General features: G+C 60.2%; 18 protein-coding genes. 12 read left to right on the top strand and 6 right to left on the bottom strand.

All coding sequences use genetic code 11. The features are described from left to right. The first annotated feature begins 133 nt into the window (after positions 1 to 133). From QEV83_RS12325 to QEV83_RS12305, 5 genes are all read left to right on the top strand, one after another. Positions 134 to 511: a Spy/CpxP family protein refolding chaperone gene (locus QEV83_RS12325; protein ID WP_280128024.1), complete on the top strand. Its 378-nt coding sequence runs from the start codon at positions 134 to 136 to the stop codon at positions 509 to 511. A gap of 95 nt (positions 512 to 606) precedes the next feature. Further along, positions 607 to 885 (top strand): hypothetical protein, encoded by a 279-nt coding sequence (locus tag QEV83_RS12320; protein ID WP_280128023.1) that lies wholly within the window; start codon positions 607 to 609, stop codon positions 883 to 885. 319 nt (positions 886 to 1,204) lie between these two features. After that, positions 1,205 to 1,699 (top strand): peptidoglycan-binding protein, encoded by a 495-nt coding sequence (locus tag QEV83_RS12315; protein WP_280128022.1) that lies wholly within the window; start codon positions 1,205 to 1,207, stop codon positions 1,697 to 1,699. Positions 1,700 to 1,838: 139 nt separating this feature from the next. After that, entirely contained in the window at positions 1,839 to 2,669 is an 831-nt protein-coding gene (locus QEV83_RS12310; protein WP_280128021.1) for a TerC family protein, read from the top strand. Positions 2,670 to 2,681: 12 nt separating this feature from the next. Next, positions 2,682 to 4,934, top strand: a complete 2,253-nt coding sequence (locus QEV83_RS12305; RefSeq protein WP_280131046.1) for a primosomal protein N' — start codon at positions 2,682 to 2,684, stop codon at positions 4,932 to 4,934. On the opposite strand, the gene QEV83_RS12300 is transcribed toward QEV83_RS12305, so the two are convergent. Further along, positions 4,935 to 5,537, bottom strand: coding sequence for an HdeD family acid-resistance protein (locus QEV83_RS12300; RefSeq protein WP_280128020.1), 603 nt, complete (start codon positions 5,535 to 5,537; stop codon positions 4,935 to 4,937). It lies immediately after the preceding gene. A gap of 226 nt (positions 5,538 to 5,763) precedes the next feature. On the opposite strand from QEV83_RS12300, the gene pyrE reads away from it, so the two are divergent. The 3 genes from pyrE (at position 5,764) to QEV83_RS12285 (ending at position 9,701) form a co-directional block, all read left to right on the top strand. Next, the gene (gene pyrE, locus QEV83_RS12295) at positions 5,764 to 6,366 is read left to right on the top strand and encodes an orotate phosphoribosyltransferase (RefSeq protein ID WP_280128019.1); all 603 of its coding nucleotides are present in this window, start codon (positions 5,764 to 5,766) and stop codon (positions 6,364 to 6,366) included. Positions 6,367 to 6,385: 19 nt separating this feature from the next. Further along, positions 6,386 to 7,843 carry a hypothetical protein gene (locus tag QEV83_RS12290; protein WP_280128018.1) on the top strand — a complete coding sequence of 486 codons (1,458 nt, stop codon included), beginning with the start codon at positions 6,386 to 6,388 and terminating at the stop codon, positions 7,841 to 7,843. Positions 7,844 to 8,249: 406 nt separating this feature from the next. After that, entirely contained in the window at positions 8,250 to 9,701 is a 1,452-nt protein-coding gene (locus QEV83_RS12285; RefSeq protein ID WP_280128017.1) for a carbohydrate porin, read from the top strand. Between the two features lie 31 nt (positions 9,702 to 9,732). Here QEV83_RS12285 and QEV83_RS12280 read toward each other — a convergent pair whose 3' ends face one another. Together QEV83_RS12280 and QEV83_RS12275 are read right to left on the bottom strand one after the other, a co-directional pair. Continuing rightward, entirely contained in the window at positions 9,733 to 11,523 is a 1,791-nt protein-coding gene (locus QEV83_RS12280; protein WP_280128016.1) for a L,D-transpeptidase family protein, read from the bottom strand. Between the two features lie 133 nt (positions 11,524 to 11,656). Then, positions 11,657 to 13,153 carry a sigma-54 dependent transcriptional regulator gene (locus QEV83_RS12275; protein ID WP_280128015.1) on the bottom strand — a complete coding sequence of 499 codons (1,497 nt, stop codon included), beginning with the start codon at positions 13,151 to 13,153 and terminating at the stop codon, positions 11,657 to 11,659. A gap of 489 nt (positions 13,154 to 13,642) precedes the next feature. On the opposite strand from QEV83_RS12275, the gene QEV83_RS12270 reads away from it, so the two are divergent. The 3 genes from QEV83_RS12270 (at position 13,643) to QEV83_RS12260 (ending at position 19,172) form a co-directional block, all read left to right on the top strand. Next, entirely contained in the window at positions 13,643 to 16,030 is a 2,388-nt protein-coding gene (locus QEV83_RS12270; RefSeq protein ID WP_280128014.1) for an alpha/beta fold hydrolase, read from the top strand. 85 nt (positions 16,031 to 16,115) lie between these two features. Beyond that, a complete protein-coding gene (locus QEV83_RS12265; RefSeq protein ID WP_280128013.1) occupies positions 16,116 to 17,081 on the top strand; it encodes a PDR/VanB family oxidoreductase in 966 nt (321 codons plus the stop codon). A gap of 261 nt (positions 17,082 to 17,342) precedes the next feature. Then, a complete protein-coding gene (locus tag QEV83_RS12260) occupies positions 17,343 to 19,172 on the top strand; it encodes a M3 family oligoendopeptidase (RefSeq protein WP_280131045.1) in 1,830 nt (609 codons plus the stop codon). Between the two features lie 12 nt (positions 19,173 to 19,184). Here QEV83_RS12260 and trpS read toward each other — a convergent pair whose 3' ends face one another. The 3 genes from trpS to hslV all read right to left on the bottom strand — a co-directional run bounded on the left by trpS (position 19,185) and on the right by hslV (position 22,251). After that, positions 19,185 to 20,219 (bottom strand): tryptophan--tRNA ligase, encoded by a 1,035-nt coding sequence (gene trpS / locus QEV83_RS12255; protein ID WP_280128012.1) that lies wholly within the window; start codon positions 20,217 to 20,219, stop codon positions 19,185 to 19,187. Positions 20,220 to 20,340: 121 nt separating this feature from the next. Then, on the bottom strand, positions 20,341 to 21,651 hold the full coding sequence (gene hslU, locus QEV83_RS12250) for an ATP-dependent protease ATPase subunit HslU (protein ID WP_280128011.1): 1,311 nt from the start codon (positions 21,649 to 21,651) through the stop codon (positions 20,341 to 20,343). 27 nt (positions 21,652 to 21,678) lie between these two features. Next, the gene (gene hslV / locus QEV83_RS12245) at positions 21,679 to 22,251 is read right to left on the bottom strand and encodes an ATP-dependent protease subunit HslV (protein ID WP_280128010.1); all 573 of its coding nucleotides are present in this window, start codon (positions 22,249 to 22,251) and stop codon (positions 21,679 to 21,681) included. A 228-nt stretch (positions 22,252 to 22,479) separates the two neighbouring features. Between hslV and hisB the strand changes: the two genes are divergently transcribed. Further along, positions 22,480 to 23,073 carry an imidazoleglycerol-phosphate dehydratase HisB gene (gene hisB / locus QEV83_RS12240; protein ID WP_280128009.1) on the top strand — a complete coding sequence of 198 codons (594 nt, stop codon included), beginning with the start codon at positions 22,480 to 22,482 and terminating at the stop codon, positions 23,071 to 23,073. The last annotated feature ends 56 nt before the right edge of the window (positions 23,074 to 23,129 follow it).

Genomic DNA, 23,129 nt, shown 5'->3' with positions numbered 1-23,129 from the left:
GAGCCTGGTCATGAAAGTTCAAGTCACACATCGGTTGTCCGCTCTTTCTGTCGCGGCCGTATTGGCGTTCGCGCCATTCGCGGCATCCGCCCAAGACGCCCCCATGATGGGTGATGAGATGAAGGGGGGACACATGATGGGCGGCGGCATGGAACACATGATGTCGATGATGCATGAGAAGCTGTCGCATGCCGGAGATCGCATCGCATCTCTCAAGACCGAGCTGAAAATCACCGACGCGCAAATGCCGGCGTGGACCAAATTCTCCGACGCACTTCTCGCGTCGGCGAAGGACATGGAGGCGTCGATGGATGCGATGGACAAACGGATGCAATTCGGTATGGCCGCGTCCCTTCCCGAAAAACTCGACCATCACGCGATGATGGCAGCCAAACACCTTGCCGCTCTGCAGGCGATCAAGGCAGCGCTCGATCCGCTTTATGCGTCGTTCAGCGATGAACAGAAAAAGCTCGCCGACGGCCTGAAGATCGGCCCGATGGGCGTGATGTGACGAACGTGCGCAAACGCACATCGGGACGTGCAGCTCTTGGTTAATCTTCCCTCAATGCCTGACCGGATCGGTTGGCATGGGAGAGGAAAACAATCATGATCAATTTTCGCAAAACCATTGCTGTTGGACTTGCCGTGACCACCCTCGGCATGGGCGTCGCCGCCACATCAACCCCTGCGGCCGCGTGGGGCTATCATCCCTGGGGCTGGGGAATTGGCGGCGTGGCCGCCGGTTTGGCACTGGGCGCCGCGGCCGCCGCCGCTTCCACTCCCTACTACTATGGATATCCCGGCGGCTGCTACTTCACCCGCCAGCCGACTTACAACGCCTATGGCAACTTTGTCGGCTACCACCGCGTCCGTGTCTGCGGCTGACGCAGGCCGGCCAAACGAGAAGTGGGTTTCGGCAGTTTTTGCCGAAAACTTCCGGCGGCTGGCGGTAGAGCCAACGTATTTTGATGCAGCCCTTGGCAGCAGGAAGTTCAATTTAGCGCATCATTGCAAGCGCAATAAAACTTACGAACCACGATTAAATTTGATCTGAGAATAAGACTAAGGGCCATGACCATTTCTTCACGAAATAGTCATGGCCTTTCGCATTCATCATGCGCCGCGCTTGCGGGAGCGGCAAGCTCCGCTAAAATGCAGGCATACCGGCCGCATCCGAAGCGCCGGACTTTTTAGGGAGAACACCATGCCCAATCCGGGACAGCCGACGATTCGTTTGGGGGATGCTGGCCAGGCGGTCAAGCGGTTGGAGCGCGCCCTCCGCCGGACACCCAATCTTGGAATTGCCATAGATGGTGTCTTCGGCGCCAAACTCGAAACCGCGGTGAAGGATTTCCAGAAAGGCGCCGGCCTGCCCGCTGACGGTGTTGTCGGGCCAACCACCTGGGCGGCCTTGCCGGATGGCGGTCCGATGCCCGTGCTGCGGAGCGGCGCGTCCGGCGCCATTGTGACAAGCTTGCAAAATCTGCTCACAAATGGGGCACCCGGCCAATGGCTCACCACGCCAGGGCCGGCCGATGGCAAATTCGGTCCGCGCACGAAAGCCTCCGTCGAGGCGTTCCAGACTTGGGGCGGGGTGACAAAGGACGGCATCGTCGGCGATCAGACCTGGGCGGTTTCGCTGCATGCGGCGAGCGCCACCTTGGAAACCGCCGTCGGCCTCAATTTCGTCGTGGACTGAGGGGCGCGCGGGCGCGGGCCTGCCTCACGCCCTGGACAGAGGCGCCGTTCCCCGGCATTCTGATCTCATGCCGGGGCCGGCGCGGACAACCGCCGTCCCTTGTTGATCGCCCTCGCCGCGATTGCCGAGAGACCCTCCCATGGATTCCCTTTTGCTGCTCGCCGCCGACCCCTCGGCCTGGCTTGCCCTTGTCACGCTCATCGCGATGGAGATCGTGCTTGGCGTCGACAATCTTGTCTTCGTCGCAATTCTTTCTTCGAGATTGCCCGCGCCGCTCGCAGGGAAGGCGCGGCGTATAGGTATCGGCCTGTCGCTGATTTTTCGTGTGCTGCTGGTTGCTGGCGCCGCTTATGTCGTTCATCTCACCGAGCCGGTGTTCGAAGCTTTCGGCCAGGCATTTTCCTGGCGCGACCTCATTCTGATCGGCGGCGGACTCTTTCTCGTGTTCAAGGCGACGAGCGAAATCCATCATAATGTCGATCCGGATGAAGACGACGAAGGTCTGCCCCACAAACCGCGGGCCTTCGCCACGACAGTCGGACAGATCGTCGTCCTCGATCTTGTCTTCTCGATCGACAGCATTATCACGGCGGTGGGGATGACCGACCACGTCGCGATCATGATCATCGCGGTGATCACGGCGGTCGTGCTCATGCTGATTGCCGCCGGTCCGCTTGCCAATTTCATCAAGCGCAACCCAACCATCGTGATGCTGGCGCTTGGTTTTCTTTTGTTGATTGGCACGACCTTGATCGCCGAGGGATTTGGCTTTCATTTTCCAAAAGGCTACATTTATACCGCCATGGCGTTTTCCGGCGCCGTCGAGGCTCTCAATGGGCTCGCGAGAAAACGCGGGAAGCAGCCGCAACCGCCGACGAGTGAACCGACCGCAAAGCCGCGAGAGAGTGCCGGAAAGAAACCCAAGCCGCCGCAAACACCTCGCAAACCGCGCCACCGCCCGCGGCGATGAGCGATGCCGCTTATGACCGCGGAAGCCAAGGCCGTCCTTGCTGATGATGGCCCGGCGATCGCCGATGTCCTCCTGCCGGTCGCGATCGAACAGTCCTATTCCTATGCGGTGCCGGGCAGCATCGACGTCGCACCCGGTGATTTCGTCGAAGTGCCGCTCGGCACCAGAATCGCCCAAGGCGTCGTCTGGGAGACGCGGCGGGGTCAGGCCGGCCGCGCGAATCTGAAACCCGTCGCGGCTCGCCTCGAGCTGCCACCGCTGTCCACCAACACGCGCAAACTCATCGACTGGGTGGCCCGCTGGACCTTGAGCCCGCGCGGCATGGTGCTGCGGATGGCGATTGGCGGGGCCTTGCATATCGGGCCGGAACCCGTGCGTGTCGGGGTGCGGCTGACCGGCTGCCCGCCGGGCCGGATGACCAAAACCAGAGCCCGTGTTCTGGAGGCTGCGGAAGGCGGCTTGGCCTTCCCCAAATCGGCGCTCGCCGAGGCCGCCGCCTGTTCGGCCGGCGTCATCGATTCGCTCATCGATGAAGGCGCGCTTGAGGCGATCGCGCTGCCGCGCGAGCCCGTGGCACCGGTCTGCGATCCTTTTTTCGAAAGACCCGCCCTTGAAGCCGCGCAGCAAGACGCCGCTTCCACCTTGATCGCGCGCGTCAAAGACGCCGCGTTCTCGGTGACGCTGCTTGAAGGCGTCACCGGCTCCGGCAAAACGGAGGTGTATTTCGAGGCCGTCGCGGCGGCGCTTGCGGCCGGGCGTCAAAGCCTCGTCCTCATGCCAGAAATCGCGCTCACGGCGCAGTTTCTCGACCGTTTCGCCGCACGCTTTGGGGCGCGGCCGGCGGAATGGCATTCGGGCGTCAGCGCGCGCAAGCGGGCGCGGCTATGGAGCGGCGTCGCGCTTGGCGAGGTCAAGGCCGTCGCTGGCGCAAGGTCGGCGCTTTTTCTGCCCTTCAAGGATCTCGCCGTGATCGTCGTCGATGAGGAGCACGAGGCGGCCTATAAGCAGGAGGATGGCGTGCCCTATCACGCCCGCGACATGGCGGTGGTGCGCGGCCAAATCGAGAAAGCGGCCGTCATCCTGTCCTCCGCGACGCCGTCGATCGAAAGCCGTGTCAATGCCGCGCAAGGCCGCTATGGCCATGTCAGGCTGACAGGCCGTTTCAACGCCCGGCCGCTGCCTGAGATCACCGCGATCGATCTGCGGGTGGAAGCGGCGCCACGCGGCAAATGGATCGCGCCCCGGCTCAAGGACGCCATCTCACAGGTGCTCGCGCGCGGCGAGCAGGCGCTGCTGTTTCTCAACCGGCGCGGCTACGCGCCCTTGACCCTCTGCCGGTCCTGCGGCCACCGGTTTTCCTGCCCGAACTGCACCGCCTGGCTGGTCGAACACCGCTTCCGCCGGGCGCTGATGTGCCATCATTGCGGCCATATCGAACGGCGGCCCCCATTGTGCCCGGCCTGCGGGGCAGAGGATTGCCTTGCCGCGTGCGGTCCCGGCATCGAGAGATTGGCCGAGGAAGCCGCCCTGCTTTTTCCGCGCGCGAAAATCCTCACGCTGTCCTCGGATTTCCCCGGCGGCATCGCGCGTCTGCGGAGTGAAATCGAGGCGATCGCGCGCGGTGAATGCGATATTGTGATCGGCACCCAGCTGGTCGCCAAGGGCCACAATTTCCCGCTGCTGTCGCTGGTCGGTGTGATCGACGCCGACATCGGTTTGACGTCGGGCGACCCACGCGCCGCCGAGCGGACCTTTCAGCTGCTCCAGCAGGTGACCGGCCGCGCCGGGCGGTTCGAGACAGCCGGCCGCGCGCTCGTCCAAACCTGGCAGCCGGAACATCCGGTCATGCGCGCGCTGTTGTCTGGCGATAGCGAGCGCTTTTACGAGGAGGAAACACGCCAGCGGCGCCGGGCGGGTCTGCCCCCCTTCGGGCGGCTGGCCGCGCTGATTGTGACGGGCAAGGACCGCGCCTCCGCCGAGACCCATGCGCGGGCGCTCGCCCAAGCTGCCCACACGCTGCCGCCAACGGAGGGTTTTGTGCTGACCCCGGCTGGCGGCTTGCCGCAGCCAAACGAGCTGACCCTTCTTGGTCCCGCCGAGGCGCCGGTTGCGGTCATTCGCGGCCGACACCGGTTCCGGCTGCTCGTGCGGGCGCCGCGCGCTTCGGACCTGCAAGGATTCTTGCGCGCCTGGCTCGCCGCCGGGCCGCCGGAAAAGGGCGGCGTGCGGGTCGCCGTCGATGTCGACCCGCAAAGTTTTCTCTAGCTACCGTTTGGATATTGGGGACGGCCCGCTGCCCTTCTCCCGCGCCCGCAATTGAAACGCCAGAGCCAGCAGGCTCGCGCCGAAAAACGTCGCATAGGCGCCGACCCACCAGCTCACCACCACGGCTCCGAACCTCGGCGCCGCGATCAGCACAATCCCGAAAAGGATCGAAACGACCCCGCCGAACGCCATCCACCAGCGGCCATGGTCTTTTTCGAGATGATAGGCGGCGCGGAGTTCCAGCGTCCCCGTGATAAAGGCCCAAGCCGCGAGAAGACCGACAAAAACCAGAACCGTGAGACCGGGCAAGGCCAAGGCGACAATCCCGGCGACAATGCCGACAATGCCCTCGAAGGTCAGAAGTCCCCATTCTTGTTTGTGCTGCACCGCCCGGACGGCGGACATAATCTCGAAGATGCCGTCGATAATCAGATAGAGGGCGAACAAGGTCACCAGCGACAACAAGGTCGGGCCGGGGAAGAAAAACGCGATGAACCCGATGATCAGCCCGAAAACGCCGCGTGCCGCGACAACCTTCCAGTTGCGCTTAAGGGTTGAGCTGAGGCTCAAATCGAAATCCGGGGGATCGCCAAATAAACTCATGTTTGTAGTCCTTCCGTAAAGCCGCCGTCGCGAGAAAAGCCCCGCGGCTTCTCAACCTTAACGTAATGCTGCCAGTAAAAACGTCGAGAGGTGTTGATGTGCGTCATTATTATGCAATCCGCAGCTTGGCTCAGGCTTGATCCACAGCAAAATGCAGTGGAACCGTTTTTGGACCCCCGCTCCGGCATGGTAGGTTCCGGTTTCACAGGAACCGAGGAACCGGACGATGACTGCTCCAGCCGCGCACCCCCCTGAGGCCAAGTCCGCCGACGTTCTCGGCCGCCACGACCCGAGATGGCTGCGGCTGCAGGAGATTATCCGCGTGCAATCGCTCAAAACGGGGACGTTCACCCTATCGTCGGGCCGGACCAGCACCTATTTGTTTCAGTTGCGGCAAACTACCATGCTGCCGGAAGGCGGGGCGCTGCTTGGCGACATCATCGTCGATTATATGAAAAGCCAGGGGATCGTCTGCATCGGCGGCCTCGAAATGGGCGCGGTGCCGATCGTCGCTGCCACCGCCGCCGTGAGCCATCTGAAACATTATCCGGTCGATGCGTTTTTTGTCCGCAAGGCGGCCAAGGAGCATGGCGCGCGCGAGCGCATCGACGGGTTTTTGCGCGACGGTGCCGAGGTGCTGATGATCGACGACGTCGCCACCACCGGCGGCTCGATTCTCAAAGCTATCGAAGGAATCGAGGGCCACAGCTGCCAAGTCCGCCGCGCACTCGCCGTGGTTGACCGCGAAGAAGGCGCGGCGGAGAATCTTGCGGCGCAGGGGATAAAGCTCGCGGCGATTTTTAAGAGAAGCGATTTTTTGGAAATTTGATGATGGCGAGGAACAATTTATGGCGGACGAGACCGAACTGGAGGATGAAGAAGCCGCCGAAAAGCAATCCAATGAACACGTCAAGGCTTTCTTTCTAGACCTCGCCGCAAAGGGCAAGGAAGAATGGAATGCGTGGCGGCGCGATCCAGCCAATAAAGAGGTGCGCGTAACCTTCGCAGGCATCGATTTTCGCGAAACGCCTAGGGACGAGATTGATTTCTCGGGTTTTGAATTCGGCGATTTTGCAGATTTTTCGTATTGTAAATGGCGGGGCGAATTACGTGGAGCCATAACAGATTTCGCACCGGGTCGAGCCTTCTTCCTCGGCACGAACTTCGGCGACTGGGCCACCTTCGCCAACGCGATCTTCGGTGACTGGGCTGATTTCACCGGCGCGGTCTTCTGTGACAATTCCAGCTTCGACGGCGCGATATTCGGTGAGTTTGCCCGCTTCAATGGCGCGGCCTTCGGTACAAGTGCGCAATTAAGGGCAACATTCGGGGAGTTGGCAACCTTTGATGGTGCAGCTTTCGGCAAATGGGCCGATTTCAATGATGCCATTTTCAAAGGGACCGTCGAATTCAAAGGGCAGTCCAAGAAGCAATGCAGCAAAGCGCTCGAATACGCTGTGCTTAAAATGAATGATAACGACCGCATGGTGCTAAATCAGCTGCACGAAGCTTCGTGGGAAGTCTGGGACTCCGGACCAGATCGTTTCTTGGCTATTTCGTTCGCGAACACGCGCTTCCATGGCAAAGCAGATTTCTCTGGCCGCTCTTTTGAGCGTACCGCCAATTTTTCGAGTGCGCATTTTTACTATCCACCGGATTTCGATGCCACCACGAATGCCTCCCGGATCGATTTCACCGGCACCCAAATTGGTTTTGTTCCGGCGGGCAAATGGGCTTGCACTAAGGACAGCGAAGTGCCTGTTCGCTTACGCGCATTCCGCAAAATCGCGGAAGAGACAAAAAACCACGACCTCGAACGGGACCTTTATATCGAGGAACGCAAAGCCGAACGCGGCGTCTATTGGCATCAATATCGGGAAGCGCGGAATTTCGGTCGCCTCGCCAGTCACGCCTTCTGGATTTTTATTATGTTCTTGTACGGAACGCTTGCTGATTATGGCCGCAGCTTTGCGCGCCCGCTTCTCGCGCTCACCGCCAGCGGTTTTGGATTTTATTTTCTTTACCGCTGGATTCTCTCACCGCTCATGCCAAAATCCTGCCCGCTCGCTGACCAGTATGAGCAAGCCGTGCGTATGCTGGCATTAGGCAATACCGTGCCTTTTGTCGGCCCGCTTACCATCGATGGCAAGATCAAAGATTTTCTCGTCTGCCCGCTCAACAAATGCGATGGAGTGATCATTCCACCGGAGGGCTATCAACTGGCCGTACTCTTCCAAAACCTCTTTTCGATCACTTGCGTATTTTTCATCGGCCTCGCCTTGCGCAATTATTTCAAGATCAAGTGAGGCTGTCGCAAGACTTTGCACAGGCCCTAAGCCCTCATGCTGAGGAGGGTCCGAAGGACCCGTCTCGAAGCACGAGGGCGGCGCGCGTGTTTACGCGGCGCATCCTTCGAGACGCGCGCTTCACGCGCTCCTCAGGATGAAGGCGGGGCTTTTTTAATCGGCCTCGCGTTGCGCAATTATTTCAGGATCAAGAGACGCCCCGTTTTTCTGTCACATAAAATTCACGCAAACTTCATGTCCCGCGATCAAACAGCCAAGCCTGCTCGTCCGCAGGGAGTCACTTCTGCCACACCCGCCCGCCAATTGCGCCAAAACTAGACCTCGGCGCTTGTTGGCCGATGCATTTTCGCCTTATCTCGGAGACGTCGATCACCGCGTGAGGGCGCGGTGGCGGGAAAGCACATCCATGTGTCACGAGAAGCGTGAGGCAGCACGAAGACAGCCCGCAAGCCGCACGCTGGCCCTAATTCTTCTCGCTCTGTTCATCGCGTTCGCCGGCGGCCCCGTTCATGCCGAGGACCCGCACGCAGGCTCACCGCTCTATGATCCGCTCTCGCATCCGCTTTCAACCGAAACCTCGATCGCGCCGCTCATTCCTCAGCTCAACGAGTTCAAGCAAGCCCTCATCGATCTTGGCTATAATTTCCAAGTGAATTACACGGGCGAGGGTCTCGGCAATCCAGTGGGAGGCGCACAACAGAGTGCCGCTTATGAAGGTCTCCTTGAACTTGGGATCGATGGCGATCTCAACCGGATCGCGGGTCTGAAGGGCGCCTCGTTTCATATCAACGCCTTTCAGATTCACGGCTACGGCCTGACAACGAACAATATATACAACTTTGCGACGATCAGCGGCATCGAAGCACGCCGGACGATGCGCCTTTTCGAGGCTTGGGTTGAACAAGAGCTTTTGGACGGCTTGGCGTCGATCCGCTTTGGCCAATTGACGGCAGACAGCGAGTTTCTCGCGAATGAACTGGACGTGCTTTATTGGAACGGCACATTTGGCTGGCCCGTTTTGACATCGTTCGATATGTCAGGCACTGGCCCCCATTATCCCCTGACAACGCCAGGCATTCGCCTTAAGATCACACCCAATAAACAAACCGCGTTTTATATCGCTTTGTTCAATGGAGATCCCGCCGGTGTTGGCCAGGACGTTGCTCAAACCGAGACCAAAAACTGTTGTGGAATAAATTTTAGGCTCAAGGATCCGCCTTTGGTGATGGGGCAAGCGGATTTCGCCTATGTTTTGCCCATCGGAGAGCAGGGACTTACGGGAAAGTTTCGCGTCGGCGGCTGGTACAGCTTCGATACATTCAATGATCAATTCGTCGCCACCGATGGGCTGCCGCTCGCAGATCCGGCCAGCAACGGCATCCCGGTCGTTCACAGGGGAAATCAGGCCGCATATGCGCTCATGGATCAAATGATTTGGAAGCACCCCGGTGAGGATCCGTGGCGAGGAATCGGCTTCTTTGCTCTAGCGATGGCCGCTCCGCCCGTGCAGAACTTGATCAGTTTTGAATTCCAGTTCGGTGTAAATTTCATGGGCCTCTGGGATGCCCGGCCGCATGATTCGTTTGGCGTTGCAATCGACTATAGCCGCGTTTCGCCCAATGTGGCCTCGTTTGACCGTGTGGCGGCAGCATTTTCAGAGATACCGGTACCCATTCGCGACGATGAGCTCCTGCTCGAGGCCACGTACCAGGCGCAGATTGTGCCAGGCTTATTCATTCAGCCCGATTTCCAATATGTCTTTCATCCTGGCGGCGGCGCAATTGATCCGTTGAACCCATTCGTGGGCCGGATTCCGGACGCCGCGGTGTTCGGTCTGCGGACCGTTGTGAAATTTTGAAGCGCCCCTTGCTTGCTGTAAGGCGGATGCGTCAGCTGTTCCCTTCCAGACCGAGCGCCGCCTTCACCCGGTGCGAATAGCCATAAAGATCGTCGCGCAATTGCAGTTCGCCTGCATCGTCCACATAGGCGGTGAAATATTCGAGATGCACCGGCAGGGGTTTCGGCAGATAAACATAGCGCTCCTTGCCGCCAATAAGCTTCTGGACCCGCTGCTCGCTCCAGCCCTTGCCAAGCACGATCACTGCGAATTGGAACGGGTTGTCAACCCGCACACAGCCGTGGCTGAAGGCCCGCTTCGAGGAGGCAAATAGTTTGCGCGTCGGCGTATCGTGCATATAGACCGAGAAATCATTTGGGAACATGAATTTGATCCGCCCCAGCGCATTGCGCTCGCCGGGCGGCTGGCGCACGGTAAGATGGCCCGCGCTCGAAGACACTTGATAACCGAGGCGGCTGAAATAATTGGGATCGCCTGCGGCTTTCGGCAGCATCTCCTTTCGGATGATCGATTGCGGCACATTCCAATAGGGATTGACGATAAGAAATTTCATCGTGTCGGAAAAGACCGGCGTCGGGGTCGTTTCCTTGCCGACAATGACGCGGGCGCGATGGATCACCGCGCCATTGTCGATGACGCGCGCCTCAAAATCGGGAATGTTCACTTCGATGCGCGTCTCGCCGAGGTCGCGCGGCATCCAGCGCCAGCGTTCCATATTGGCGATGATCTCGGCTTCGAGATACGAGGATTGCGCGCCGGATAAGGCCGCGACGGTGCGCGCCGTCAAGGTTCCAGAAGGCGGCAGACCATTGGCTTTCTGAAAATCGGCGACCGCCGCCGCGACCTTGGTGTCATAGACGATGTCTTGGATCGCGGGTTCCGCCGCATCCTCAACACTTAGCCGCGCGCGAATGAGCGGCACGCGCGGATCGCGCATCCCCGTGCGCAGCACCGGACCCGCCGGAATTGCGGCATCATGTGCGGCCGGTGACCGCCCATGCCGCAGTTGACGCAGCTTGTCGCGGAGCGACGCATAGGCCTTTTGCGGCGGATTGAATTTTTGCAATTCATCGCCGGCGGACTCGCCAGCGGTGGCGACCAGCGCCAGAATGATGGCGGGATCGGCAACCTCCGGCGTCTCCCCGATCAGCTTGGAAATGGCATGCGGATCGACCCGGCCGCCGCTCGCTTGGCGGCCGTAGACAACAACCGCATCGGTCAGGGCAATGTCGGTGGCGGCGATGTCCTCATCACTGGCAGCCGCAAGAGTTCGGGGAATTGTTTTCACCTCGAGTCCGTCATCGGCGGCGTGTTGCAGCCGCTTGATCACCGGGGCGGCCTCGGGATTGGGCTTGCCATCGGTCCACCAGAGCGGTGAGAAGCCGCGCGCGGCGTAAAAAGCTGAAATCGCTTCACGCTCCCGGCGCGGCAACGCCTGGTCATGAACACCGGACCTCGCCTCAAGCGCGGTCTTCACCGCCACATTGACAGCAGGCAAGGCATTCGGCGGCTCTGGCTGCGCGGCGGTATCAAGGCTTGGGGCCGGAGCGGCCTCCTCCACCGGCACAGCTTCGGCGGGGGCGGCGCCGTTCGTTGACTCCTCTGGCGTATCGACGAAAGAACCGCCGTGCGCGGGCGACATCGCCATAAAACCAGGTCCCCGTCCGGCGGCGTTGCCGCTTGCGGGCGTGGTTTCCACGGGCCGGGGGTCAAGGGGCGAGAGCGCCGGGTTTTCCGCGCGGGCCGGAAAAGCCATGAGGCCGAGCCAAAGCGCCAGCGCCTGCGTGCTCAAAAAAACCGTCCCTGGCCGTACGCTACGCATGAGTTTAACCTTTTTGAAACCCGTCCTCCGAGAAGACGGGCACCTCAAATCTTCCGCCCACATCACATAACGCGCGAACTCTTGCCCCGGACTGCGCGTGCCCGCATCGAATTTTTTTCAAGCTGCGGACGACTCAGACACGCGCGGCGAGATAGCCCCCGGCATCGCTTGCGGTGTCACTCTGATCCGCCTCCGGGCCTTGCGGCTCCAACTGATATTCCTTGAGTTTCCGGTAGAGGGTCGAACGGCCAATTCCGAGCTTGCGCGCGACCTCTGACATCTGGCCGCGATAATGTGTGAGCGCGAATTTGATCGTCTCCGCCTCCAATTGATCGAGCGGGCGCGTGTGGCCGCGCGCATCGAGCAGGGCGAGCACATTGGGATCGCGCACTTCAACGCGGACGAATTCCTTGTCGCGCGGGATGCGGCGTGCTGGCGCCGCTGGCACCCGGACATCGAATCCTCCGGTGCTCGCCGCGATCTGCGGAAAATCGGCGACCGTGAGTTCGTCCCCCTCGGCGAGCGCCACGGCCCGGAACACCGCGTTTTCCAGCTGCCGGACATTGCCTGGCCAATCATAGCTGGCAAGCAAGGCCAGCGCCTCGGCGCAGATCCCGCGCAGCCGTTTCCCTTCCTCGGCGGCAAACCGCGCGCACAACCGCGCGGCAAGCCCGGCAATGTCGCCGGGCCTCACGCGAAGCGGCGGAAGCGAGATCGGAAACACATTGATACGGTAAAAGAGATCCTCGCGGAAACGGCCGCCTGTCACCCGTTCGATGAGATTGCGGTTGGCCGCGAAAATCAGCCGGACGTCGGCCTTGACCGGACGTTTCGTCCCACCCGGATGAACCATGCCTTGTTGTAGGGCCTGCAAGAGCCCGGCTTGCGCGCTCACCGGCAATTCGCAAATCTGGTCGAGGAACAGCGTGCCGCCATGCGCCTCGACAAATTTGCCGGGGATTTTTTCGCCCGCATCGCCGCCAAACAAAACCGTTTCCGCAAGAATGTCCGGAAGCGCGGCGCAATTGACCGCCACGAAAGGGCGCCCGCGCCGCGCGGAGGCGCCATGAATGGCACGGGCGAATGTCTCCTTGCCGGTGCCGGGCTCCCCTTCGAGTAGCACGGGAATGTCCGATTTCGCGCTCTTTTCGCCTTGCCTGAGGGCACGCGTCATTTCCACGCTCTCGCCCGCGAGATCGTCGAACGTCAAGCTGTCCAAATTCCGGCGGCTCAGGCCGCGCACCTCCTCGGCGAGCCGGGCGGCGTGCAGCGTGTTCTTGATCACGACTTGCAGGCGTTCCGCTCCGGCGGGTTTCACGACAAAATCCTGGGCACCCGCCCGGACCGCGGCGAGCGCCGATTCGACCGAGCCTTGCGAGGTCAGCACGACAATAGGGATTTTTGAACCGGCCGCCTTCAGCCGCGCCAACACCGCCATCCCATCGAGATCCGGCATGACGAGATCGAGAATCAAAAGGCAGATCGGGTCTGCGCTGGAAGCGCGGAGGCGTTCCAGCGCCGCTTCCCCGCTTTCGGCCGTCTCCGCCTCGTAGCCAAAGCGATGGCAAAGCGTTTCAAGGAGCTGCCGCTGGATGGGATCATCATCGGCGATCAAGATTCGAGCGGACATGCAGCCTCCTGGGGGCGTCACTGCCCCGCGCGCTGCAATGTGCGCGATTAGGGTAAATGGGATGTTAACGAGAGGGTTTTTCGCGCCATCCCCGCGTGAGGTTTCACCCATCAGTTTTGACCGGTTCGCGGGTCAAATCGGACAAAAACGTTTCACGTGAAACACTTTGGTACGATTGACGGCAGAAAATCATGCAAGGTTTTGGACAGCGGTTTCGCTTTGCGCTTGTACGGTCGGCGCGCCGGGATGTGCGATTGCGATTCGGGGAGGCCAGAGTCGGTCATTCATCTGACGGCTGGCATGATCGGCGAGGCGGGCTCGGTCTTGTCAAGGACGCGAGCTTTGCTCGCGCCGGCGTAGCCGGTGCTCCGCATCCTTGACAAGGCCGACCCGCTCGCCACACTTGCCGCCATGAGATGAATGACGCGCTGTGATGTTTCGCGATTCGGTGTGCGCACACCAAACACGCAAGCCACGCCGGGGGCGTAGATGGCAGAGCTTTTTCAGATCGCCGAAGCGCGAGGATCGAAGAGCGACAATGTCATCTTCTTCCATGGCCTTGGCGGTGACGCCCACGCTACGTGGCAAGCTGATAAAGATGATAAGGCCACATTCTGGCTGCCTTGGCTGGCGCAGGACATCGAAGGCCTGTCGGTTTATTCCGTAGGCTATGAGGCGCCAGTATCGAACTGGCACGGCTCGGCGATGGAATTGGCCGACCGCGCGGCCAATGTCCTCAAATCGCTGCTGGTGGAAGCTAATCTTGAGGCAGGCGAGATCGTCTTGGCCGGGCACAGTCTCGGCGGTCTTGTCATCAAACAACTTTTGCGAAAGGCAGCGGACGCGGCAACGGACAGCGCTGAGGCTTTCAGCTTTATGGACCGCGTGCGGAAAGTGGCTTTTCTGGCGACACCTCATGTTGGAGCGGACTTGGCGGGTTGGGGCGACCGGTTGCGCCTTTTGGTCCGGCCATCGTCTGCCACCCGTTCGCTCATTCGCAATGACCAGCACCTGCGTGATTTAAACTTATGGTACCGGCGTTGGGCAAGGACGCGCAAAATTGACCATCTGATTTTGACCGAAACGAAAACGACGCCGATATTTGGAATGGTCGTCAAGCCGGACAGCAGCGATCCTGGTTTGGCAACAGATCCTGTTCCGGTCGAAACGGATCATATCGCGATTGCAAAACCAGCGAACCGCGACAGCAATATCTATAAGTTCGTTCGCGACTTCATCTTGCGCCACGATGAGCGGCCAGTCTCGCATGAAGAGAAAAAGATTGACAACGTCAAGGACGATACGCAGGCGATCCGGGAGAATGTCGAGCGTCTACCGGCAAGCATTGCCGAACAAGTCGTCGCACTTATGGACAAGCGAGAGATCGCGAAGGCCGCCGAGGCTGGGTTGGAACGGTCGACAATTCTCGAACTCGCGCGTCCTCTGAGGCCCGGTGAAGTCATTGACCTTGATCAGGCGGTGGTGGAGCTGAGGAGCGCGGTCGGCATCGCCCTCGATGTGATCGCCAAAGGCGAACGAGGCACGAATGAAGGGGCTTTTGTCGAAGACGTGTTGAAGCGGCTCGCCGAGACAACCAAGCGTGGCGATTTCGACAGCGGCGCCAAGGCCGTGGACGATGCCTTGGCCGAACTCGACCGGCGAGAGGAGGAGCAGCGCGCCGCATCCCGGAGATCGCGGGAAATCTTGCTCGAAGCGGGCGTCGAGCAAGATTTGCTGCGCCGTGATCCTGCTGGCGTGGCGCGGCGGATCGAGGCCATCGCCGCCATGGATACAACGGACGGCCATCCGGCCTGGTCGCCAAAATACAGGGAGCGGTGGGACGCTTTTTTTGTGGAAGGACAAGACAAGGGAGTCAATCTCTCGCTTGAGGTCTCCATTGCGATGGTGCGGCGCATGCTGGACTCAGCGCGCGAGAGCGATCAGCGCGGAACCGCCCTCAATTTACTTGGCGTTGCGCTGTCTAGCCTCGGCGAGCGCGAGGGTGGCACGAAGACGCTCAACAAAGCCGTCGACGCCTATCGCGAGGCGCTGAAGGAATATACCCGCGAGCGCGTGCCCCTCGATTGGGCGATGATCCAGAACAATCTCGGCAATGCGCTTACGCGCCTCGGCGAGCGTGAGAGCGGCACGGAAACGCTCAACAAAGCTGTCGACGCCTATCGCGAGGCGCTGAAGGAATATACCCGCGAGCGCGTGCCCCTCGATTGGGCGATGATCCAGAACAATCTCGGTAATGCGCTTTCGCGCCTCGGCGAGCGTGAGAGCGGCACGGAAACGCTCAACAAAGCTGTCGAGGCCTATCGCGAGGCGCTGAAGGAATGGACCCGCGAGCGCGTGCCGCTCGATTGGGCGACGACCCAGAACAATCTCGGCACTGCGCTGTTTACCCTCGGTGAGCGCGAGAGCGGCACGGAGACGCTCAACAAAGCCGTCGAGGCCTATCGCGAGGCGCTGAAGGAAAGAACTCGCGAGCGCGTGCCGCTCGATTGGGCGACGACCCAGAACAATCTCGGCAATGCGCTTTGGCGCCTGGGCGAGCGTGAAAGCGGCACGGAGACGCTCACCAAGGCCGTCGAGGCATGTCGCGAGGCGCTGAAGGAAAGGACCCGCGAGCGCGTGCCCCTCGATTGGGCGATGACCCAGAACAATCTCGGCAATGCGCTTTCGCGCCTCGGCGAGCGTGAGAGCGGCACGGAGACGCTCACCAAAGCCGTCGACGCCTATCGCGAAGCGCTCACCGTGTTCGACCAGGAGCGATCGCCCTACTACTGGCAACGGTCACAAAACAACCTCAACCGAGCCCTGGCCCTGATTGCCGAGCGGCAAGTGCAGGCGGGTACGACGTCTGGCGGATGACGCCCCCGCGTAAAGCCGCCACAGCCGGTCAGGTATGCCTTTTGCACGGAGGTGCCGACTCACTCGGATTTTGAGAGAGGATGGTATGATAGACGACACTCTACGCCCGGTCATCGTGGCGAAGAAGACCAACGATGCCCACAATATGGTCTCGTTTGAATTGGCCGATCCGGACGGCGCGGAGCTTCCCGCCTTCTCGGCGGGCTCTCATATCGATGTGACGATTCCGGGCGGGTTGGTGCGTCAATACTCTCTGTGTAACAGTTCCTCGGAACGCAACCGTTATGTCATTGGCGTATGGAACGACGGCAATAGCCGGGGCGGCTCCAAGGCGCTGCATGCACAGGTCAATGAAGGCGACACGCTGCAAGTCGGCTTGCCCCGCAACCGGTTCCGTGTTCCCCGCAGTACGAAGCGGGCCATTTTGCTGGCGCGTGGCATCGGCGTGACGCCGATTTTGAGCATCGCCGACTATTTGAAATCCCAAAATATTCCCTTCCAACTGCATTATGTCTACGCCATGATGTCGCCCGGCTCATTTGACGGCATGATCAAGGACTCGAAGTTCGCGGAAAACACGAAGTTTTATTATGAATCAACCGAACTCAATCAATTGCTAGACGCCGGGGCTCTTTTGAAGGATCGGCCGGAAGACACGCAGCTTTTCATCTGCGGTGCCGATTGGTGGCAGGATCCGATCCTCAAAACCGCCGCGCAGAAGGGCTGGGCCGAAGAGCGCATCCATGTGGAACGCTTCACGGCCAAGGTGCCAGCGGCCATCCTCGACAAAGTCTTCGACGTGAAGATCGCCAGTAGCGGGATCGTTTATAAAGTCCCCGGCGATAAAACCGTGACGGCGTTCCTGGAAGAACAGGGTGTGAAAATTCCGACATCTTGTGAACAGGGCATGTGCGGGACGTGCCGGATCAAGGTTCTCGAAGGGGACGTCGATCACCGCGACAAGCGCCTCAGTTCGCAACAAAAGGACGAAGGCTTCTTTCTCGCCTGTGTGTCCCGCGCCAAGGGCGACCTGCTGGTCTTGGATTTGTAAGGAGAAGCAAATTCCGGCCGCGCTGGACCGCTTAGATAAACGTCAGTAACCCGTCATGGCCGGGCTTGACCCGGCCATCCAAACACCGAGGATGGGTGTCTGGATGCCAGGCTCAAGGCCGGGCATGACGAATGGGCGCTCACGCCACCGCTCACAAAATAGGCGCCCCGCCCGATTGATCCCACGGGGCTTGCTCGCTATGACAGCGATCCCACATAGGATGGTTCCATGACGCGCAAGACCACCGCCAGATCCCTCAATATGTTCCGCGCCAAGCCGAAAGCTGCCGCGAAACCCAAGCCCGAGCCCGATCTCGGCAGCTTGCCGGAGTGGAATCTCGAAGACCTTTACCCATCCATGGAGTCGGCAGCTTTCGCGGGCGACCTCGTCAAGGCTCAGACGGAATGCAAGAGTTTCAGCACCGCCTATCGGGGCAGGCTCGATACGCTCGCCAGGAAAGCTTCCGGTGCCGGTCTCCTGGAAGCCATCCAGCGGTACGAGGGGCTGGAAGAACTGCTCGGGCGCATCATGTCCTATGCCGGGCTGATTTACGCCGGCGATACAACCGATCCGGCGCGGATGAAGTTTTATGGCGACACGCAGGAAAAAATCACCGACGCGACGTCTGATCTTCTGTTCTTCGAACTCGAATTGAACCGGCTCGACGACGCGCTCGCCGCCAAATTGGCGGCGGGTGCGCTCAAACATTACCGGCCCTGGCTTGAGGATATCCGCAAGGGCAAGCCCTATCAGCTCGATGACAAGCTCGAACAATTGTTTCATGAAAAATCGATCACCGGGTATGGCGCGTGGAACCGCCTGTTCGACGAGACAATCTCTAGCCTGCGTTTTACCGTCGATGGCGAGGCCTTGGCGATCGAGCCCGTCCTCAATCTCATGCAGGATCAGCACGAAAAAACCCGCGAAAAGGCGGCGGTCGCCTTCGGCATCGGCCTGAAGGAAAATCTGCGAACGTTTTCGCTGGTCGCCAACACACTGGCGAAGGACAAGGAAATTTCCGATCGCTGGCGCGGTTTTCGCGACGTCGCCGACGCACGGCATCTTGCCAACCGCGTCGAGCGCGAGGTCGTCGATGCGCTGGTGGCCGCCGTGCGCGCCGCCTATCCGCGCCTCTCGCATCGCTATTACGCGCTCAAGGCCAAATGGTTCGGCAAGCCCGCGCTGAAACATTGGGACCGCAACGCGCCGCTGCCGCATGCGGCACCGAAGATCTATGCTTGGGATGAGGCGCGTAGCACGGTGCTGGACGCTTATGAGGCGTTCTCGCCCAGCATGTCAGGGATCGCCAGGCGATTCTTCGATGAGCGCTGGATCGATGCGCCGGTGCGGCCGGGCAAGCAGCCGGGAGCATTCGCGCATCCGACCGTACCGTCCGCACATCCTTACGTGCTGTTGAACTATCAGGGAAAGCCGCGCGACGTGATGACGCTCGCGCATGAACTCGGGCATGGCGTGCATCAGGTGCTCGCGGGTCCGAATGGTGCGCTGATGGCGCCAACGCCCTTGACCCTCGCTGAGACGGCGTCCGTGTTCGGCGAAATGCTGACCTTCCGCGCCCTGCTTCTGCAGACCTCGAATATCGCGCAACGCCGCGTCATGCTCGCCGCCAAGGTCGAGGACATGCTGAACACGGTGGTGCGGCAGATCGCGTTCTATTCGTTCGAGCACAAGCTGCATGTCGAGCGGCGTAACGGCGAACTGACGGCGGACAAGATCTGCGAATTATGGATGAGCGAGCAGGTGGCAAGCCTTGGGCCGTCGATCGAGCTTGGCGCCAATTACGAGACCTATTGGGCCTATATTCCGCATTTCGTCCATTCGCCCTTTTATGTGTACGCCTATGCGTTTGGCGATTGCCTCGTCAATTCGCTCTATGGCGTCTATCAGGGCGCCCGGGAAGGTTTTGCCGAACGCTATCTCGCCATGCTTTCGGCGGGCGGCACAAAACACCATTCCGAATTGCTGGCACCGTTCGGGCTCGACGCGCGCGATCCCGCCTTCTGGCAGATCGGGCTGAAAATGATCGAGAATATGATTGTTGATCTGGAAGGGCTGGAGGGGAAGGCATAACGCGTTAGTCTGCTACCGCACGAAGCCCAAAATATCCTTCACCATCGCCATGTTTTTCGAGGCCACCGCCCGCGCGCGGGCGGCGCCATCGACGAGCACCCGGTCGATAGAGGCGGGATCGCTTTTAAGCCGTTGCATCTCGGCGCCAATAGGTCCGAGTTTTGCCACCGCAAGATCGACCAGCGCCGATTTGAAGGCGGAGAAATTGCCGCCGCCGAAAACCTTCAGCACGTCCAATTTCGTCTCGCCGTTGAGGGCGGCGAAAATGCCGACGAGATTGTCCGCCTCCGGCCGCTGCTTGAGACCCTCGACTTCGGAAGGGAGCGGTTCTGGATCGGTTTTCGCTTTGCGGACCTTTTGCGCAATCGCGTCCGCATCATCCGAGAGATTGATCCGCGAATAATCGGACGGGTCCGACTTCGACATTTTCTTCGAGCCGTCGCGCAGACTCATCACGCGGGTGGCCGGCCCTTGGATCAGCGGTTCCGGCAAGGGGAAAAACGCATCGCCATATCCATTCGCGGCGATCGAGGCGGCAAAATCGAGATTGAATTTTTGCGCGATGTCGCGGGCAAGCTCGAGATGCTGCTTTTGATCCTCGCCAACCGGAACATGGGTCGCGCGATAGGCAAGAATATCGGCGGCCATCAGACAAGGATAGGCATAGAGCCCGACAGACGCATTCTCGCGATCCTTGCCAGCCTTTTCCTTAAACTGGGTCATGCGATTGAGCCAGCCGATCCGCGCCACGCAATTAAACACCCAGGCAAGCTCGGCATGTTCGGTGACCTGGCTCTGATTGAACACAATATGCTTTTCAGGGTCGATGCCGCAGGCGATGAAGGCGGCGGTGACTTCCCTGATGTTGGCCTTCAGTTCCTCCGGCTTTTGCGGCAGCGTGATCGCGTGAAGATCAACGACGCAATAAAGGCAATCATGGGTTTTCTGCAGCTCGACGAATTTGACGATCGCGCCAAGATAATTTCCAAGATGCAGATTGCCCGTCGGCTGCACGCCGGAGAAAACCCGTTCAACGAATTTGGCCATGCCAGTCAAAACTCCCGACGCTCAAAAACGCAATTTTGCGCAACGTAACTCGATGCGCGCAACAGAAAGCGCGGCACATGCTCCTATGCCACGGATTGCCGGACACGTCATAGCATGACCGTCAAAGAATGAACCGGCTGAGATCGGCGTTTCTGGCAAGATCGCCGATATTTTTTTCAACGAAAGCCGCGTCGATTTCGATCCGCTCGCCGGACCGGTCGGATGCGGTGAAGCTCACCTCGTCAAGGATACGTTCCATCACCGTCTGCAGACGCCTAGCGCCAATATTTTCAACCGAGGAATTGACCTGCACCGCGATGCGCGCCACCGCCTTGATCGCATCCGGAGTAAAGACCAGCTCGACGCCTTCGGTGCGCAGAAGCGCTTCATATTGCTTGATGAGGCTTGCCTCGGTTTCGGTGAGGATGCGGCGGAAATCATCCTCGTTCAAAGGCGAAAGCTCGACCCGGATTGGCAGCCGCCCCTGTAATTCTGGCAAAAGATCCGAGGGTTTCGACGCATGGAAAGCACCCGACGCAATGAAGAGAATGTGATCGGTCTTGACGGCGCCATGCTTGGTTGCGACCGTGGTCCCCTCGATCAGCGGCAGCAGGTCGCGTTGCACGCCCTCGCGCGAGACATCGCCGCCGCCGGAGCGCCCCTCGCGCACGCAAATCTTGTCGATCTCGTCGAGAAACACGATCCCGTTGTTTTCGACTTCGCGGAGCGCTTCTTGAATGGTCTGATCCTGATCGATCATTTTGTCGCTTTCCTCGACGATCAACGGAGCATAGGCGTCCCTGACTGTGGTGCGGCGCGGTTTCGGGCGATTGCCGAGCGACTTGCCGAAAATATCGCCGATCGAGATCGCGCCAATCGCCGAGCCCGGCATGTTCGGTAATTCGAACATCGGCATCGAGGACGCGGCCTGGGAAATCTCGATCTCGATTTCCTTGTCGTCGAGTTCCCCCGCGCGCAGCTTCTTGCGAAAACTATCGCGCGTGGCCGCCGACGCCGTGGTGCCGACAAGAGCGTCCAACACGCGCTCTTCCGCCGCGAGTTCGGCGCGTGCTTCCACCGCCTTGCGCTTGTCTTGTTTCGCCATCGCGATGGCGATCTCGACAAGATCGCGGACGATCTGTTCGACATCGCGGCCGACATAGCCGACCTCGGTGAATTTCGTCGCCTCGACCTTGAGAAACGGCGCGTTGGCGAGTTTCGCGAGGCGGCGCGAAATCTCCGTCTTGCCGCACCCCGTGGGTCCGATCATCAAAATATTCTTCGGCAGCACCTCTTCGCGCATCGCACCCTCGAGGCGCAGGCGGCGCCAGCGATTGCGCAGGGCGATTGCCACGGCGCGCTTGGCATCGTTTTGCCCGACGATGAACCGGTCGAGTTCGGACACAATCTCACGCGGAGAAAAATCAGGCATAACGTAGGCTTTCCCTTTGCCGCGCGGTCACTTCGAGGCGAGCGATTCGAGCACGAAATTGTTGTTCGTATAGACGCAGATGCCGGCGGCGATTTCGAGCGCGCGGCGGGCGATCGCCTCGGCATCGAGGTCCGTTGAGAGCAGCGCCCGGCCCGCGGCAAGGGCGTAATTGCCGCCTGAGCCAATCCCCATGACGCTGCCATCGCCCGCGGATTCCGGTTCCAGCACATCGCCGGTGCCGGTCAAAACAAGGGCCGCTTCGGCGTCGGCGACCAGCATCATCGCCTCGAGCCTGCGCAAATAGCGATCGGTGCGCCAATCCTTGGCAAGTTCCACGCAGGCGCGCATGAGCTGGCCCGGATATTGTTCGAGCTTCATCTCGAGCCGCTCGAAAAGCGTGAAGGCGTCGGCGGTGGCACCAGCGAAGCCGCCGATCACGTCGCCCTTGGCGAGCCGCCGCACTTTTTTCGCGTTGCCCTTGATGATGGTCTGGCCGATCGACACCTGGCCATCGCCGCCGATCACCGTGCGGCCGCCCTTTTTGACCATTACGATCGTGGTCGCGTGCCAGCCTTCCCGTGCGGACGGATGATCTTGCATGAAAACTCTCAATAATCGCCCGGCGCCGCGCGGTGCGGGCATGGGAACGTCCGGCGGCCGGTCTCCATCTATGGATTTGCGGCGGATGATGCAAGCCGGACGGTGCGGGGGGACTTGCCCGCAAGGGTAGCCAAGGGCGCGGCAAGTTGCTAGAGGATTTCGCACTAGAAATTCGCCGGTTCCCTTGCAATTGTTCAAGAAACCGCCCTTCCGCTCTCCGAGTCCCCCATGCGCAACAGCGCCGTCTCACGCAAGACCAAGGAAACCGGGATTGACGTTTGCGTCAATCTCGATGGCACCGGCGCCTCCAAAATTACGACTGGCATCGGCTTTTTCGACCATATGCTGGAACAGCTCGCCCGCCACTCGCTGATCGATATCGATATCCGGGCGCAGGGCGATCTGCATATTGACCATCACCATACCGTCGAGGATACGGGCATAGCTCTGGGTCAAGCCGTTCGCCAGGCTTTGGGCGACATGGCCGGGATCACCCGTTTCGCCGATGTGCTGCTGCCGATGGACGAAACGCTGACGCGGGTGGCCGTGGACATTTCCGGGAGGCCGTTTCTTGTTTTCCGGACAAAATTCGCGCAACCAAAAATCGGGACTTTCGATTCCGAACTTGTGCGCGAATTTTTCCAGGCCTTCACGACCCATGCGGCGATGAACATTCACGTCGAGACGCTCTATGGCGAGAATGCGCACCACATTGCGGAATCGACATTCAAGGGCTTGGCTCGCGCCCTGCGTGCGGCGGTCGCGCTCGACCCGCGCCAGAAAGGCGCGATTCCCTCGACGAAAGGATCGCTCGTAGGCTAGGCTACATTTTCAACCATTGGCGACAATGTTTAGCTTAGCCTTAAAATCGCCAAGGA

This window comes from Methylocapsa sp. D3K7 (assembly GCF_029855125.1).
GTDB lineage: Bacteria > Pseudomonadota > Alphaproteobacteria > Rhizobiales > Beijerinckiaceae > Methylocapsa.
The sequence above is the reverse complement of the archived record's forward strand: the minus strand, read 5'-3'. Positions and strand labels throughout refer to the sequence as shown.

Excerpts from the sequence above, each read along its gene's own strand:
- QEV83_RS12325 (WP_280128024.1), top strand. The coding sequence starts at position 134 with ATGATGGGCGGCGGCATGGAACACATGATGTCGATGATGCATGAGAAG.
- QEV83_RS12320 (WP_280128023.1), top strand. The coding sequence starts at position 607 with ATGATCAATTTTCGCAAAACCATTGCTGTTGGACTTGCCGTGACCACC.
- QEV83_RS12315 (WP_280128022.1), top strand. The coding sequence starts at position 1,205 with ATGCCCAATCCGGGACAGCCGACGATTCGTTTGGGGGATGCTGGCCAG.
- QEV83_RS12310 (WP_280128021.1), top strand. The coding sequence starts at position 1,839 with ATGGATTCCCTTTTGCTGCTCGCCGCCGACCCCTCGGCCTGGCTTGCC.
- QEV83_RS12305 (WP_280131046.1), top strand. The coding sequence starts at position 2,682 with ATGACCGCGGAAGCCAAGGCCGTCCTTGCTGATGATGGCCCGGCGATC.
- QEV83_RS12300 (WP_280128020.1), bottom strand. The coding sequence starts at position 5,537 with ATGAGTTTATTTGGCGATCCCCCGGATTTCGATTTGAGCCTCAGCTCA.
- pyrE (WP_280128019.1), top strand. The coding sequence starts at position 5,764 with ATGACTGCTCCAGCCGCGCACCCCCCTGAGGCCAAGTCCGCCGACGTT.
- QEV83_RS12290 (WP_280128018.1), top strand. The coding sequence starts at position 6,386 with ATGGCGGACGAGACCGAACTGGAGGATGAAGAAGCCGCCGAAAAGCAA.
- QEV83_RS12285 (WP_280128017.1), top strand. The coding sequence starts at position 8,250 with ATGTGTCACGAGAAGCGTGAGGCAGCACGAAGACAGCCCGCAAGCCGC.
- QEV83_RS12280 (WP_280128016.1), bottom strand. The coding sequence starts at position 11,523 with ATGCGTAGCGTACGGCCAGGGACGGTTTTTTTGAGCACGCAGGCGCTG.
- QEV83_RS12275 (WP_280128015.1), bottom strand. The coding sequence starts at position 13,153 with ATGTCCGCTCGAATCTTGATCGCCGATGATGATCCCATCCAGCGGCAG.
- QEV83_RS12270 (WP_280128014.1), top strand. The coding sequence starts at position 13,643 with ATGGCAGAGCTTTTTCAGATCGCCGAAGCGCGAGGATCGAAGAGCGAC.
- QEV83_RS12265 (WP_280128013.1), top strand. The coding sequence starts at position 16,116 with ATGATAGACGACACTCTACGCCCGGTCATCGTGGCGAAGAAGACCAAC.
- QEV83_RS12260 (WP_280131045.1), top strand. The coding sequence starts at position 17,343 with ATGTTCCGCGCCAAGCCGAAAGCTGCCGCGAAACCCAAGCCCGAGCCC.
- trpS (WP_280128012.1), bottom strand. The coding sequence starts at position 20,219 with ATGGCCAAATTCGTTGAACGGGTTTTCTCCGGCGTGCAGCCGACGGGC.
- hslU (WP_280128011.1), bottom strand. The coding sequence starts at position 21,651 with ATGCCTGATTTTTCTCCGCGTGAGATTGTGTCCGAACTCGACCGGTTC.
- hslV (WP_280128010.1), bottom strand. The coding sequence starts at position 22,251 with ATGCAAGATCATCCGTCCGCACGGGAAGGCTGGCACGCGACCACGATC.
- hisB (WP_280128009.1), top strand. The coding sequence starts at position 22,480 with ATGCGCAACAGCGCCGTCTCACGCAAGACCAAGGAAACCGGGATTGAC.